We start from the raw sequence: 13,919 nt of genomic DNA on the forward strand, positions 1-13,919 counted from the left end.
CGTACAAGGAGCGCAGGGCACGTGACGGACGCGGAGGACCGCAAGCCGCAGTCGGACGAGGCGAGGAGCGCCTTCCTTCCTCCCACCGGTCTCGCGGCGACCGCGGAGGCCGACTCGTCGACGACGTCCGAGTTCGCCGTCCCCGAGGGGCTGGCCGTCTCCAGGACCGGTACGGAGTCGGAGACGACCTCCGAGTTCGCCGTGCCGGACGGCCTGGACGTGACGCCGCCGCATCCGGCCGAGGCGGAGGGTTCGGCGTTCAACCGGCCCAGCACCTACAGCGCGAAGCAGCCGCCGCCGGCGTTCACCCCGCCGAGCGGCGTACCGGCCGTCAGCCTCACCCGGGACGTGCCGTGGCAGGACCGGATGCGCACGATGCTGCGGATGCCGGTGACCGAGCGGCCGGCGCCGGAGCCGGTGCACCGGCACGACGAGTCGGGGCCCGCCGTGCCGCGCGTGCTCGACCTGACCCTGCGCATCGGGGAGCTGCTGCTGGCCGGCGGTGAGGGCGCCGAGGACGTGGAGGCGGCGATGTTCGCCGTGTGCCGCTCCTACGGCCTGGACCGCTGCGAGCCCAACGTCACCTTCACCCTGCTGGCGATCTCCTACCAGCCGTCGCTGGTCGACGACCCCGTGACCGCGTCCCGTACCGTGCGCCGCCGCAGCCCCGACTACACCCGGCTGGCGGCCGTCTACCAGCTGGTGGACGACCTCAGCGACGACGAGACCCATGTCTCCCTGGAGGAGTCCTACCGGCGGCTGGCGGAGATCCGCCGCAACCGGCATCCGTACTCCGGCTGGACGCTGACCGCGGCGAGCGGGCTGCTCGCGGGCGCGGCCTCGGTGCTGGTCGGCGGTGGCCTCCTGGTGTTCGTGGCCGCCGCGATCGGCGCGATGCTCGGCGACCGGCTGGCCTGGCTCTGCGCGGGGCGCGGGCTGCCGGAGTTCTACCAGTTCACGGTGGCCGCCACACCGCCGGCCGCGATCGGGGTGGCGCTCACCGTGGCGCACGTGGACGTGAAGGCGTCGGCGGTGATCACCGGTGGGCTGTTCGCGCTGCTGCCCGGGCGGGCGCTGGTGGCGGGCGTGCAGGACGGCCTGACCGGCTTCTACATCACGGCGTCCGCGCGCCTGCTGGAGGTCCTGTACTTCTTCGTGGGCATCGTGGCCGGGGTGCTGACGGTGCTGTACTTCGGCGTGCAGCTGGGCGCCAAACTGAACCCGGACGCGGCGCTGGGCGGCGATCCGCGGCCGGCGCTGCAGATCGCCGCGTCGATGGCGCTGTCCCTGGCCTTCGCGGTGCTGCTCCAGCAGGAACGGTCCACCGTGCTGATGGCGACCCTGAACGGCGGGGTCGCCTGGGTGGTGTACGGGGCGATGCACGTCACGGGCGGCATCTCACCGGTGGCGTCCACGGCCGTGGCGGCCGGTGTGGTGGGCCTGTTCGGGCAGCTGCTGGCCCGCTACCGGTTCGCGTCCGCGCTGCCGTACACCACGGCGGCAATCGGGCCGCTGCTGCCCGGTTCCGCGACGTACTTCGGTCTGCTGAACATCGCCCAGAACGAGGTCACCTCGGGTCTCGCGTCCCTCACCAAGGCCGTGGCCCTGGCCATGGCCATCGCGATCGGGGTGAACTTCGGTTCGGAGATCTCCCGCATCTTCCTGCGGATCGGCTCCCCGGAGAAGCGCCGGGCGGCGAAGCGGACGCGCGGGTTCTGAGCCGTGCGGACGCCGTCCGGCGGTGGGACGGACGGCGTCCGGCTCGCGGAGCCCCGGACGCCGTGTGCCGACACGGGCCCCGAGCCCCTCGGGGTGCCTCAGTAGCCGCCGTTGTAGGGCTGCTGCTGGTCGTTCCCGTACGGCTGCGGGTGCTGCTGCGGGTAGCCGCCCTGGTTGCCGTACGGCTGCTGCGGGTGCTGCTGCGGGTAACCGCCCTGGTTCCCGTACGGCTGCTGCGGGTAGCCCTGCTGGGGGTGGCCCTGGTTGCCGTAGTGCTGCTGCCGGGGCTGCTGCGGGGCGGCCGGGGGGATGCGGCGCAGCTGGGTCGTGGCGTCGTCCATGACCGGGACCACCGGGGCCTGCGGGTACTCGGGAGCGGCGGCGGCCGGGGCCTCGGCGGCGGCGCGCTTCTTCTTCCCGCGCTCGCGCACGTACTCGATGATGATCGGCACCACGGAGAGGATGACGATCAGTACGATGATCGCCTCGATGTTGGTCTTGATGAACGCGATCTGACCGAGCCAGTAACCCGCCACGGTGACACCGCAGCCCCAGGCGACACCGCCGATGATGTTGTACGTGAGGAACGTGCGGTACTTCATGCGGCCGGCGCCGGCCGTGATGGGGGCGAACGTACGCACGATCGGGACGAAGCGGGCCAGGACGATCGCCTTGGGGCCGTACTTCTCCATGAACTCGTGGGCCTTCTCCAGGTTCTCCTGTTTGAAGAGCTTGGAGTTGGGCCGGCTGAACAGCTTCGGTCCGAGGAACTTGCCGATCATGTAACCGACTTGGTCGCCGATCACGGCAGCTATCACGATCAGGGTGCACACCAGCCACAGTGGCTGACTGATGTAGTTGCCCTCGGCCACGAAGAGACCCGCCGTGAACAGCAGGGAGTCACCGGGCAGGAACGCGAAGAGTCCGGACTCCGCGAAGACGATCAGCAGGATGCCGGGAAGGCTGAAGGTCTCGATCAGGTAGTCCGGGCTCAGCCACTCAGGGCCGAGCGCAAGCGTGGTCACGGTGATGTGGCTCCTGCAGCTGGGGGGTACGGGCTGGGATGGCTGCCTGAATTATGAACGCAGCCGTCGGGACCCAGGTTCCGCGGGGGTACCCAGAATGCCCTGTGCCCGGCCCCTGAGAAAGCCGTGATCCGCCACCGGGGGCGATCACCGCTGGTCGTGGCCCGGAAGTGACCCGGGCCACGACGCTCAGGAGGTGTGCCGCGCGGCGTTCGCGACGATCGCGTCGCGCATGTAGGCGGCGAGACCGGGCTTGGCCTGGTCGATGTTCCGCGTGAAACGTTCGTCGCTGACGTACATCTCACCCAGGCAGGTGTGCATCTCGTGTCCGCAGTCGTAGTGATTGCGGGAGATCCCCTGGCGGTGGGCCTCGGCGGCGTCCATCGCGGCCTCGGAGCCCGCCGGCTCCCCCGCCTCCATCAGCCCGACGAAACGCCGGGTGAGCTCGTCGGCCTCGTCCTGGATCCGCTGCCAGTCCTCCTTGGTGTAGGACGCCGTCCGCTGCCGCGACTGACGGTAGGCGTCGGTGCCGCCCCAGCGTTCCCGGGCCTCCTCCTCGTACTGGTCCGGGTCGAAGTCCCCGAACACCTCGAACTTCTCCTCGGGCGTCAGATCGATCCCCATCTTGCGTGCCTCCATCGCCTGTTCCACGGCCGCCGCCATCTTCCGCAGCTTCTCGATCCGGGCGGTCAGCAGTTCGTGCTGCCGGCGCAGATGCGCGCGCGGGTCCGCGTCCGGGTCGTCGAGCAGTACGGCGACCTCCTCGAGCGGGAAGCCGAGCTCGCGGTAGAACAGGATCTGCTGCAGCCGGTCGAGGTCGGCGTCGCTGTAGCGCCGGTGCCCGGCGTGGCTGCGCTCGCCGGGTGCGAGCAGGCCGATGTCGTCGTAGTGGTGCAGGGTGCGCACCGTGACTCCGGCGAAGCCGGCCACCTGTCCCACGGAGTAGCTCACTTCCGCTCCTTTCCGGTTCGCGTCCCAGCCTGGGTCCTCACGTCACGTGAGGTGCAAGCCGCTTCCGGGTTTATCCCTTTTGCCCCCTTATCGTGTGCGCGTGGCCCAGGACAGTACGCAGCAGGCGGAGGCGGCCTCCACGACGCCGGCGACCGCGGCACGCACCCTGCTGCCGACCATCGTGCCCGCGCTGCTCGTGGGCGTGGTGACGAGCCTGGTCCTGCTGGGGGTCAGCACGGCGGCGGAGGAGTTGCAGCACGTCCTCTGGCAGGACCTGCCGGACGCCCTCGGCGTCGGCCGCTACTCCGTGCTGTGGATGTTCGTGATGCTCCTCGCCACCGGTGTCGCGGTCGGGCTGGTGGTGTGGAAGGCCCCGGGCCACGCGGGCCCCGATCCGGCGACCACCGGACTCGACGCGCCGGTGCTGCCGCTCGCGGTGCTGCCCGGGCTGCTGCTGGCGACCGCGTTGGTGCTGGCCGGCGGGCCCAGCCTGGGGCCGGAGAACCCGATCATCGCCGTGAACGTCTCCCTGGCCGTCCGGGCGGGCCTCCGGGCCTTCCCGCGGACCGAGGAGCGCGGCTGGGTGGCGCTTGCGGAGGCCGGGACCATCGGCGCGCTGTTCGGTACGCCGGTCGCGGCCGCCCTCGTCATCTCGGAGGCGCTGGCCGGACAGCGGATCAAGGGGCAGCTGTGGGACAGCCTCTTCGCGCCGCTGGCGGCCGCCGGAGCGGGTGCGCTCACCACCACGCTGGTGTCCGAGCCGAGCTTCGACCTCCATCTGCCGCCGTTCGGGCGACCCGGCCTCGGCGACCTGCTGGCCGCGCTCGTGGTCGCCTCGGCGGGGGCGGTGCTCGGCATGTGCGCCGTGTACGCCTTCCCCTACGTCCACGGGGCCTTCGCGCGGCTGCGGCACCCGATGCTGATGCTCCCGGCCGGCGGACTGGTGCTGGGCGCTCTGGCGGCCCTGGGCGGGCATCTGACCCTGTTCAAGGGGCTCGAGGAGATCGCGGAGCTGGCACACGATCCCGGCGGATGGACGGCGGGCGAGTTCGCCGCGATGACGGTGGTGAAGCTGGCCGCGCTGCTCGTCGCCGCCTCCTGCGGCTTCCGGGGCGGGCGGATCTTCCCGGCGGTGTTCGTCGGCACGGCGCTCGGGCTGTGCGCGCACGCGCTGGTGCCCGCCGTGCATCCGGCGGTGGGGGTGTCGGCGGCCGTGCTGGGGATCCTGCTGGCCATCACCCGGCAGGGCTGGGTGAGCCTGTTCGTCGCCGCCGTCCTGGTCGCCTCCCCCGGGATCCTCACCCTGCTCTGCATCGCCTCCCTGCCCGCCTGGCTGCTGGTCACGGGCCGCCCGCACATGCAGCTGCGGCAGGACGGGACGGCGATCCGGTGACACAGGACGTCCCACAAGACCCCGCCCCTCCCCGGCCCCTCCGGGCCGACCGACACCTCACGGAGGCACCATGCCGCTCCACAACGGCCCGCAGCACGAAGAGCGCCCCCTGTCCGTCAATCCGTTCCTCGGACCGGCCAACCCGGTCGGGGACATGACCGAGGCGCCGCCCAAGCACCGGCTGCCGGACGGCCCCATGGCGCCCTCGACGGCGTATCAGCTCGTGCACGACGAGCTGATGCTGGACGGCAACGCGCGGCTGAACCTGGCCACCTTCGTCACCACCTGGATGGAGCCGGAGGCCGGCCTCCTGATGGCCGAGTGCCGGGACAAGAACATGATCGACAAGGACGAGTACCCGCGCACGGCCGAGCTGGAGCGGCGCTGTGTGGCGATGCTCGCCGACCTGTGGAACGCGCCCGATCCCGCGGCGGCCGTCGGGTGTTCGACGACGGGTTCGAGCGAGGCGTGCATGCTCGCCGGCATGGCGATGAAACGCCGCTGGAGCCGGCGCGCTCCCGCGCGGGACGCCCGCCCGAACCTCGTCATGGGCGTCAACGTCCAGGTCTGCTGGGAGAAGTTCTGCACCTTCTGGGAGGTGGAGCCCCGTCAGGTGCCCATGCAGGGCGACCGGTTCCACCTCGACCCGGAGGCCGCGGCGGCCCTGTGCGACGAGAACACCATCGGGGTGGTCGGCATCCTGGGGTCCACCTTCGACGGCTCCTACGAGCCGATCGCGGACCTGTGCGCCGCGCTGGACGGGCTCCAGGAGCGGACCGGCCTGGACATCCCGGTGCACGTCGACGGGGCGTCCGGCGCGATGGTGGCGCCCTTCCTCGACGAGGAGTTGGTGTGGGACTTCCGCCTCCCGCGCGTGGCGTCGGTCAACACCTCCGGGCACAAGTACGGGCTGGTGTACCCGGGTGTCGGCTGGGCGCTGTGGCGGGACGCGGACGCGCTGCCGGAGGAGCTGGTCTTCCGGGTGAACTACCTGGGCGGCGACATGCCGACCTTCGCGCTGAACTTCTCCCGGCCGGGCGCGCAGGTCGTGGCGCAGTACTACACGTTCCTGCGGCTGGGCCGCGACGGCTACCGCGCGGTGCAGCAGGCCGCGCGGAACGTGGCCACGGGGCTCGCCGCGCGGATCGAGTCACTCGGCGACTTCCGGCTGCTCACGCGCGGCGACCAGCTCCCGGTGTTCGCGTTCACGACCTCCCCGGAGGTGACGGCGTACGACGTCTTCGACGTGTCCCGGCGGATGCGGGAGAGCGGCTGGCTGGTGCCCGCGTACACCTTCCCCGCCAACCGCCAGGACCTCTCCGTCCTCCGCGTGGTGTGCCGCAACGGCTTCTCGGAGGACCTCGCCGACGTCTTCGCCGAGGACCTGGCCCGGTTGCTGCCGGACCTGCGCCGGCAGCCGCGCCCCCTCACCGAGGACAGGGACGCGGCCACCGGGTTCCACCACTGACGCCCGTCACCGGCTGAGCCGCGCGAACCTCCGTACCGCCAGCGGGAAGAACACCACCAGCAGCGCCAGGGGCCACAGGACGGCCGCCCACACGTGTCCCGGTTCCCCGCCGGGGCTGCCGAACAGGTCGCGTACGGCGGTGGCGGTGTGGGACATGGGGTTCCACTGGACGACGGTGCCCAGCCAGTCGGGCATGGTCCCGGGGTCGGCGAAGGCGTTGGACAGGAAGCCGACCGGCCAGACCAGGATCTGCACGGCCTGCACCATTTCGGGTCTGCCCGCCACCAGCGCCAGGTGGATGCCGATCCACAGCATGGCGAACCGGAACAGCAGGAGCAGGCCCACGGCGCCCAGGAAACCCGCCGGGCTGCCGTGGGCGCGCCAGCCGAGCGCGGCGGCGACGGCGAGCAGCACCGCCAGGCCGAGCACCGACTGGAGCATGTCGGCGGCGGAACGGCCCACCAGGACCGCGCCGTTCGCCATCGGCATGGAGCGGAAGCGGTCGATGACACCCTTGTCCAGGTCCTGGGTGACGGCGACCATCGTGCCCTCCAGGCCGAAGGCCATGGTGAGCGCGAGCATGCCCGGCACCAGGAAGTCGAGGTACTCGCCGCTCACCCCCCGGCCGCCGCCGACCAGGTAGCCGAACATCAGCAGCATCATCACCGGGAAGACCAGGTTGACCACCACCGCCACCGGCTGCCGTCCCCAGCGGGCGAGTTCACGGCGGGTCATGGTCCAGGAGTCGGTCAGGGCGTACGTCGCGGTGGTCACGCGGCCTCCTTCACTCGGTCGTCGCGCCCGGTCAGGCGCAGGAACACCTCGTCGAGGGTGGGCCTGCGCAGGGCGATGTCCTCGGCCTCGATGCCGGCCTCCTCCAGCCCGCGGACGACCCCGGCCAGGGCCGCCATGCGGTCGGTGACCGGGGCGCTCAGCAGCCGCCGCGCGGTGTCCACGGTGACCGCGTCCTCCGGCACGGGCAGCAGGGCGACGGCCGCGCCCAGTTGCCCGGCGTCGCGCAGGACGACGTCGATGCGGTCGCCGCCGATGGCCGCCTTGAGCTCGTCCGCCGTGCCGTCGGCGATGACCCGGCCGGCGTCCACCACGGAGATGCGGTCGGCGAGCTGGTCGGCCTCCTCCAGGTACTGGGTGGTGAGCAGGACCGTCGTACCGCCGCCGACCAGGGAGCGGACGGAGTCCCACACCTCCGCGCGGCCGCGCGGGTCGAGGCCCGTGGTCGGTTCGTCCAGGAAGAGCACCTCCGGTTCGGTGATGAGGGATGCGGCGAGGTCGAGACGGCGCCGCATGCCGCCGCTGTACTGCTTGACCGGCTTGTGTCCGGTGCCGGAGAGGTCGAAGCGCTCCAGCAGTTCGCCGGCACGCGCGCGTGCGCGCCGCGCGCCCAGGTGGTACAGGCGGCCGAACAGCTCCAGGTTCTGCCGGCCGCCGAGTTCCTCGTCGAGCGCCGCGTGCTGGCCGAGCAGGCCGATGCGCAGCCGTACGGCGTAGGCCTCGCGCACCACGTCGCATCCCGCCACCTCCACCCGGCCCGCGTCGGGGCGCAGCAGGGTGGCGAGAATCCTCACCAGGGTGGTCTTGCCGGCGCCGTTCGGCCCGAGCACTCCGTGCACCGTGCCGCGCGCGACCGTGAGGTCGAGCCCGTCCAGTGCGGGGCCGCTGCCGCCCCGGTATGTCTTGCGTACTTCCTCGACGGTGATCGCCGTGTCGGACACTGACACTCCCTTGCTAGTCAAAGTTGACTACCGCCCCGGATCGTAGTACCCGCGACGCAGGTGGTCAAACTTGATTACCGGATGTCTCCGGGATGCCGCTCCCCGGTGGCGTACGGGTTCTCCTCGCCCTCGGCCAGGACACCGACGAACGGCTCGCCCTCACCGGCGAAGGTGTAGGCACCGCCCCGGACACGCTCGATGAGGCCCCGGGTCCACTCGGCACCGGTGTCCGCGGAGTGCACCCACAGGTGCATGATCTCCCCGATGTGACCCAGCTGGCCGGGCCCGTCCTCGGGCGTGTAGTACTCGGTGACGGCCTTGCGCCACTCCTCGATGGAACGCAGCCGCCGCTCGAGGAGCGCGAGCGCCTCCGCGCGCTCCAGGTCGACCATCAGGCCCAGCCCGGCCGAGAACACGTCCGGCTTCTGGTCGTACGAGGTCAGCGCCTCCCGCAGCAGCCGGAAGTACTCCTCGGTGCCCTGCTCGGTGACCTCGTACTCCGTGCGCGGCGGGCCGCCGGCCGTGGACGGGGCGATCTCGTGCGCGAGCAGCAGTCCCTGCTTGGCCATCTGCTTCAGCGCGTGGTAGATCGAGCCGGGCTTGGCGTTGGACCACTCGTGCGCGCCCCAGTACTCCAGGTCGTTGCGCACCTGGTAGCCATGGGCCCGCCCGTGCTGGCGCACCGCGCCGAGCACCAGGAGACGGATCACTGACATGCGGTCCAGGGTAGGCCGCTCCGGTGAGGGCCGGGCACGCCCCGTGCTCCTCGCGTCCCACGTGAGCGACCACGACCGTCCGCCTTTCGCCGATCCGCCGTTTCGCCGTTTCGCCGCAAGGTGCCCCCTGCTGCCTGACACCGACGACGCTACGGGCCGTTCAGGTCAATCACCGTCCTCAACGGCCCGGGGCGGAAAAAACCGGATCCGGAGATCCGGACACGGAAGGCTTAGAACGGGAAGCCGCTGCGTCCGTGCTGGACCGAGATCCACTTCATCGTGGTGAAGGCGTCCAGCATCGTCTCGCCGTTGAGCCGGCCGATGCCCGAGTGCTTCTCGCCGCCGAAGGGGACGATCGGCTCGTCGTGCACGGTGCCGTCGTTCACGTGGAACATGCCGGTGTCGATCTGCCTGGCGAAGTTCACGCCCCGCTCGATGTCACCGGTGTGCACGGCGCCGCTCAGCCCGTACGGGGTGTCGTTGACGATGCGTACGGCCTCCTCCTCGCCGTCGAACGGGACGAGGAAGGCGACGGGTCCGAAGACCTCCTGCCGCAGCAGGGCCGAGTCCGCCGGCAGTCCGGTCAGCACGGACGGCTCGACCAGGTTGTCGGTGCGCTCGCCGCGCACGAGAGCGGTGGCGCCCTCGGCGAGTGCCTGCTCGACGACCGCCGACAGGGCGTCCGCCTGCCGGGAGTTGATCACCGGGCCGATGACGGTCTGCGGGTCGCGCGGGTCACCGGCCTTGAGGGACCTCACCTTGGCGACGAACTTCTCGGTGAACTCCTCGGCCACCGCGCGGTCGACGAGGACGCGGTTGGCGGCCATGCAGACCTGGCCCTGGTGGACGAACCGGCTGAAGACGGCCGCGTCCACGGCGTAGTCGAGGTCGGCGTCGTCGAGGACCACCAGGGCGCTGTTGCCGCCGAGTTCGAGGACGGAGCGCTTGAAGAGGGAGGCGCAGACGGTCGCCACATGGCGGCCGACCTGGTCGGAGCCGGTGAAGGAGATGACCTTCGGGACCGGATGCTCGATGAAGGCGTCGCCTATCTCGGCGATGTCGGTGATCAGCACGTTCAGCAGGCCGCCGGGCAGGCCCGCGTCCTCGAAGAGCTTCGCGACCAGGGCGCCGCCGACGATCGGGGTGTTCTGGTGCGGCTTGAGCACCACACCGTTGCCGAGCGCCAGCGCGGGGGCGACGGACTTCAGCGACAGCAGGAACGGGAAGTTGAAGGGGCTGATCACCCCCACGACGCCCACGGGCACGCGGTAGACGCGGTTCTCCTTGCCGTCCACCGGCGAGGGGATGATGCGGCCCTCGGGGCGCAGCGCCAGGTGCACCGCCTCGCGCAGGAACTCCTTGGCGAGGTGCAGTTCGAAGGCGGCCTTCAGGCGCGTGCCGCCGAGCTCGGCGACGATCGCCTCGGCGATCTCCTCCTCGCGCTCCTCGACCAGCCTGAGCGCCTTCTCGAACACCGCGCGGCGGGCGTACGGGTTGGTCCGCGCCCACTCCTTCTGCGCGCGGGCCGCCGCCCGGTAGGCCTGATCGACCTCGTCGACCGTGGCTATGGTGATCGACGCGAGCTTCTCGTCGTCGTACGGATTGAAGTCGATGATGTCCCAGGAGCCGGTGCCCGGGCGCCACTCACCGTCGATGTACTGCTGAGCCAGGTCGGTGAAGTACGACGACATGTGATCCCTCGATCCCTTGCTGCACCAGCAGAGCACTGATCAACTTCACGGTCTGATCGCACGTCATCGTACTTGTGTTTCAAGGGAGTTGGGGGCGTCCTCAGGAGAGTTGCAGCAGCCCCCGCAGCAGATCCCGGCTCTCCGACGGGCCCGGGCTGTCGTGCTGGAGCTCCTTGAGGGCCTTCTCGTACTGGCCCACGTCCTCGGCCTTGTCGAGGTAGAGCGCGCTGGTGAGCTGCTCCATGTACACGACGTCCGACAGGTCCGACTCGGGGAAGCTGAGGATGGTGAACGAGCCCGACTCGCCGGAGTGGCCGCCGAGGCTGAACGGCATGACCTGGAGCCGGACGTTGGGCCGCTCGGAGATGTCGATGAGGTGCTCGAGCTGGCCGCGCATCACCGCGCGGTCGCCGTACGGCCGGCGCAGGGCGGCCTCGTCGAGGACGACATGGAACTCGGGGGCGTTCTCGGCGACCAGGTACTTCTGCCGCTCCAGCCGCAGCGCCACCCGGCGCTCGACATCGGCGTCGCTCGCGCTCTTCATGCCCCGCCGCACCACCGCGCGGGCGTACTCCTCGGTCTGCAGCAGGCCGTGCACGAACTGCACCTCGTACGCGCGCAGCAGCGAGGCGGCGCCCTCCAGGCCCACATAGGTGGGGAACCAGCTGGGCAGCACGTCCGAGTAGCTGTGCCACCAGCCCGCGACATTGGCCTCCTTGGCGAGGGAGACCAGCGAGGTGCGCTCCTGCTCGTCCGTGATGCCGTACAGCGTCAGCAGGTCCTCGACATCCCTGGTCTTGAAGCTCACCCGGCCCAGCTCCATCCGGCTGATCTTCGATTCGGAGGCGCGGATCGAGTAGCCCGCCGCCTCGCGCGTGATCCCCCGCGCCTCACGCAGTCGCCTGAGTTGTGATCCGAGCAGCATGCGCCGCACCACCGATCCCGGCTCTCCCGCGCTCACGTTCGCCAGCCTCCCCAACGTCTTCAGGGCCCGCAGTCTGCCACTAAAACACTTCGAGCAGTACTCGTCCGGTTACGGAAACGGAATCCGGCCGAGGAATCCGGTCGGGAAGCAGCACCGAACGGGCAGGCGCGGAGCAACGCGTAGGCAAGAGAACAGCCAGGAGGAGACAGGAAGATGACGGAAAAATTGGCCAACAAACCAGTACGGGCAGGACCAATTCGGTCAGCTGCACGTGCATCTGCCCTTGCATCTGCTGTGCGCATCCGAAACCATGGTCCCCGCACCACCGCCGCTCGCTACGACCGCGAATTCCCGGGAGTGCCTCGCATGGGGACGAATGGATCGACCATGCTCGAGCCGTTACGGCAGGGCCTTCCGCCGCTGAACCTCTCGGCCGCCTCCGACGCCGCCTCCTGCGCCCTCCCCGCCCGCTACGAAGCGGTCCGCGAGGCACGGCAGTTCACCCGCAAGACGCTCGACCAGTGGGACCTCGGCGACGGTTTCGACGACGTGTGCCTGTGCGTCTCCGAACTGGTCACCAACGCCCTGCGGCACGCGCTGCCGGCCGGTGCTCCGCGGCTGACGCCGCAGGAACCCCCGGTACGGCTGCATCTGATGCGGTGGACCGAGCGGCTGGTGTGCGCGGTGCGCGACCCCAGTGACGACAGCCCTGTCGCCCGCGACTCCGGGGACTTCTCCGCCGAGTCGGGCCGCGGACTGTTCCTGGTCGACTCCTTCAGCGACAGCTGGGGCTGGCACCCGCTGGCGGGGGCGCTCAGCGGCAAGGTCGTGTGGGCCCTGTTCCGGCTCCCCCGGCCCGACGCGGGCACGGGCCCCGGCGCGTGACGAACCGCCGCGCACACGGGCGCCGCGGTTCTACGCGCGTCGCCGCCTCCTGAGTACCCCGTTGCCCCTCGGACCCCTCGGGGCACGCGGTGGCGTGTCAGCCGGCGACCAGGTGGTCGAACTCGCCGTCCTTCACACCCAGCAGCATCGCCTCGATCTCCGCGCGGGTGTACACGAGCGCGGGACCGTCGGGGAAGCGGGAGTTGCGCACGGCCACCTCCCCGCCGGGCAGCCGGGCGAACTCCACGCAGGAACCCTGCGAGTTGCTGTGCCGGCTCTTCTGCCAGGCCACGCCGTCCAGCCCGGTGGCCGCCATGCCGTTGTACACGCCGGGCGCGCCGGCACCGTCGTACACGTCACCGTCGAACACGTCGTGGTCCACAGGTCGCTCCCCGCTGGTGCACTGGCTGGTGTGGCCATTGATGCAGTGGTCAACTGACCGGGATCATAGCTTTGTTCAAGTGCAGATGCATGGGCAGATGCACGTGCACGCGGGGTGTTCCCGCGGTTACAGCGTCGACGGTCGCCTGGTGCCCGCTTTGACGGACGCTTTACCGAATCCCCGCTGCCCAATCAGACGCATCCGAGGGCATTTCTGTTCCCTCATGTGCCGTTCTGGTGAAGTGGGTCGACACCAGTCGGCAAGGGTGCGAGGTGTGTCACGAGGGGCTGGCCCGGGAGCGGGCGGTTCCTGTTAGCTGACTGCGGTCGTCCGGCCGACGGGGCCGGCAACAGCTAGGGGGCTCGCAGTGACTTCGGAGGCTTCGCACGCTTCGGTGGGTCCGGTGACGCGGTCACCCGCGTCACGGCCGTACGCACGGCACACGCGGGTGGCCGCCGTGGCCGTGGCACTGGCCGGCGCGCTCACCCTGACGGCGTGCGGTGGGGGCGGCTCCGACGACTCGGACGCCCCGGCGAGCCCCACCCCCTCCGCCACGGCGACCGCGGACTCCGGGGCGAGCGGGGCCCCGGCGGGCGAGCTGGAGGGCAGCTGGCTCACCACGAGCAAGGGGAACGCCGTGGTCCTGATGGTCGACGGCGAGAAGGCGGCGCTCTTCGCCACGGGCGGCACCATGTGCACCGGCACCGCGCGGGAGGACGGCGCGAGCCGGTCGATCAGCCTGAAGTGCGACGACGGGAGCGACGACCGCGCAAGCGGCACGGTCGACTCCGTCGAGGGAACCTCGCTGAAGGTCACGTGGGAGGGCGCCCTCGGCACCGAGACGTACACCAAGGCCGAGGGCGGCAGCCTCCCGCCGGGCCTGCCGACCCCCGGACTGAGCACCTGACCGACGGGGGCGGCCCCGAGGCACGGCACCTGCCCGGCGGGGCGCCCCCGGGGCACGGCTCGTGACCGGCGAAGCAGCCCCGGGGCTCCGCTCCCGACCGGCAGGGCAGCCTCGGACCACGGCT

General features: G+C 71.0%; 13 protein-coding genes. 5 read left to right on the forward strand and 8 right to left on the reverse strand.

Annotated elements, in window-relative coordinates:
- The first annotated feature begins 21 nt into the window (after window positions 1–21).
- Window positions 22–1,719: a threonine/serine exporter family protein gene (locus ACZ434_RS27695; RefSeq protein ID WP_468460497.1), complete on the forward strand. Its 1,698-nt coding sequence runs from the start codon at window positions 22–24 to the stop codon at window positions 1,717–1,719.
- A 98-nt stretch (window positions 1,720–1,817) separates the two neighbouring features.
- On the opposite strand, the gene ACZ434_RS27700 is transcribed toward ACZ434_RS27695, so the two are convergent.
- Together ACZ434_RS27700 and ACZ434_RS27705 are read right to left on the reverse strand one after the other, a co-directional pair.
- Window positions 1,818–2,744, reverse strand: a complete 927-nt coding sequence (locus tag ACZ434_RS27700) for a VTT domain-containing protein (protein ID WP_468460499.1) — start codon at window positions 2,742–2,744, stop codon at window positions 1,818–1,820.
- Window positions 2,745–2,933: 189 nt separating this feature from the next.
- A complete protein-coding gene (locus ACZ434_RS27705) occupies window positions 2,934–3,695 on the reverse strand; it encodes a MerR family transcriptional regulator (protein ID WP_468460501.1) in 762 nt (253 codons plus the stop codon).
- Window positions 3,696–3,795: 100 nt separating this feature from the next.
- Between ACZ434_RS27705 and ACZ434_RS27710 the strand changes: the two genes are divergently transcribed.
- Entirely contained in the window at window positions 3,796–5,088 is a 1,293-nt protein-coding gene (locus tag ACZ434_RS27710; RefSeq protein WP_468460503.1) for an ion channel protein, read from the forward strand.
- Between the two features lie 70 nt (window positions 5,089–5,158).
- Window positions 5,159–6,556, forward strand: a complete 1,398-nt coding sequence (locus tag ACZ434_RS27715; RefSeq protein ID WP_468460505.1) for a glutamate decarboxylase — start codon at window positions 5,159–5,161, stop codon at window positions 6,554–6,556.
- 6 nt (window positions 6,557–6,562) lie between these two features.
- On the opposite strand, the gene ACZ434_RS27720 is transcribed toward ACZ434_RS27715, so the two are convergent.
- From ACZ434_RS27720 to ACZ434_RS27740, 5 genes are all read right to left on the reverse strand, one after another.
- A complete protein-coding gene (locus ACZ434_RS27720; protein WP_468460634.1) occupies window positions 6,563–7,291 on the reverse strand; it encodes an ABC transporter permease in 729 nt (242 codons plus the stop codon).
- 35 nt (window positions 7,292–7,326) lie between these two features.
- On the reverse strand, window positions 7,327–8,289 hold the full coding sequence (locus tag ACZ434_RS27725) for an ATP-binding cassette domain-containing protein (protein WP_468460507.1): 963 nt from the start codon (window positions 8,287–8,289) through the stop codon (window positions 7,327–7,329).
- 74 nt (window positions 8,290–8,363) lie between these two features.
- Window positions 8,364–9,005 carry a PadR family transcriptional regulator gene (locus ACZ434_RS27730; protein WP_468460509.1) on the reverse strand — a complete coding sequence of 214 codons (642 nt, stop codon included), beginning with the start codon at window positions 9,003–9,005 and terminating at the stop codon, window positions 8,364–8,366.
- 230 nt (window positions 9,006–9,235) lie between these two features.
- Window positions 9,236–10,696 carry an aldehyde dehydrogenase family protein gene (locus ACZ434_RS27735; protein WP_468460511.1) on the reverse strand — a complete coding sequence of 487 codons (1,461 nt, stop codon included), beginning with the start codon at window positions 10,694–10,696 and terminating at the stop codon, window positions 9,236–9,238.
- A gap of 100 nt (window positions 10,697–10,796) precedes the next feature.
- Window positions 10,797–11,621, reverse strand: a complete 825-nt coding sequence (locus tag ACZ434_RS27740; protein WP_468460636.1) for a helix-turn-helix domain-containing protein — start codon at window positions 11,619–11,621, stop codon at window positions 10,797–10,799.
- A 387-nt stretch (window positions 11,622–12,008) separates the two neighbouring features.
- Here ACZ434_RS27740 and ACZ434_RS27745 point away from each other — a divergent pair, with 387 nt between their 5' ends.
- Window positions 12,009–12,506, forward strand: a complete 498-nt coding sequence (locus tag ACZ434_RS27745; RefSeq protein ID WP_468460513.1) for an ATP-binding protein — start codon at window positions 12,009–12,011, stop codon at window positions 12,504–12,506.
- Window positions 12,507–12,603: 97 nt separating this feature from the next.
- On the opposite strand, the gene ACZ434_RS27750 is transcribed toward ACZ434_RS27745, so the two are convergent.
- Window positions 12,604–12,888, reverse strand: coding sequence for a DUF397 domain-containing protein (locus ACZ434_RS27750; RefSeq protein WP_468460515.1), 285 nt, complete (start codon window positions 12,886–12,888; stop codon window positions 12,604–12,606).
- Between the two features lie 403 nt (window positions 12,889–13,291).
- Between ACZ434_RS27750 and ACZ434_RS27755 the strand changes: the two genes are divergently transcribed.
- Window positions 13,292–13,795: a hypothetical protein gene (locus ACZ434_RS27755; RefSeq protein ID WP_468460517.1), complete on the forward strand. Its 504-nt coding sequence runs from the start codon at window positions 13,292–13,294 to the stop codon at window positions 13,793–13,795.
- Window positions 13,796–13,919 lie beyond the last annotated feature (124 nt).

The organism is Streptomyces sp. NPDC030893 (assembly GCF_055571535.1).

Excerpts from the sequence above, each read along its gene's own strand:
- ACZ434_RS27715 (WP_468460505.1), top strand. The coding sequence starts at position 5,159 with ATGCCGCTCCACAACGGCCCGCAGCACGAAGAGCGCCCCCTGTCCGTC.
- ACZ434_RS27720 (WP_468460634.1), bottom strand. The coding sequence starts at position 7,291 with ATGACCCGCCGTGAACTCGCCCGCTGGGGACGGCAGCCGGTGGCGGTG.
- ACZ434_RS27730 (WP_468460509.1), bottom strand. The coding sequence starts at position 9,005 with ATGTCAGTGATCCGTCTCCTGGTGCTCGGCGCGGTGCGCCAGCACGGG.
- ACZ434_RS27735 (WP_468460511.1), bottom strand. The coding sequence starts at position 10,696 with ATGTCGTCGTACTTCACCGACCTGGCTCAGCAGTACATCGACGGTGAG.
- ACZ434_RS27740 (WP_468460636.1), bottom strand. The coding sequence starts at position 11,621 with ATGCTGCTCGGATCACAACTCAGGCGACTGCGTGAGGCGCGGGGGATC.
- ACZ434_RS27745 (WP_468460513.1), top strand. The coding sequence starts at position 12,009 with ATGCTCGAGCCGTTACGGCAGGGCCTTCCGCCGCTGAACCTCTCGGCC.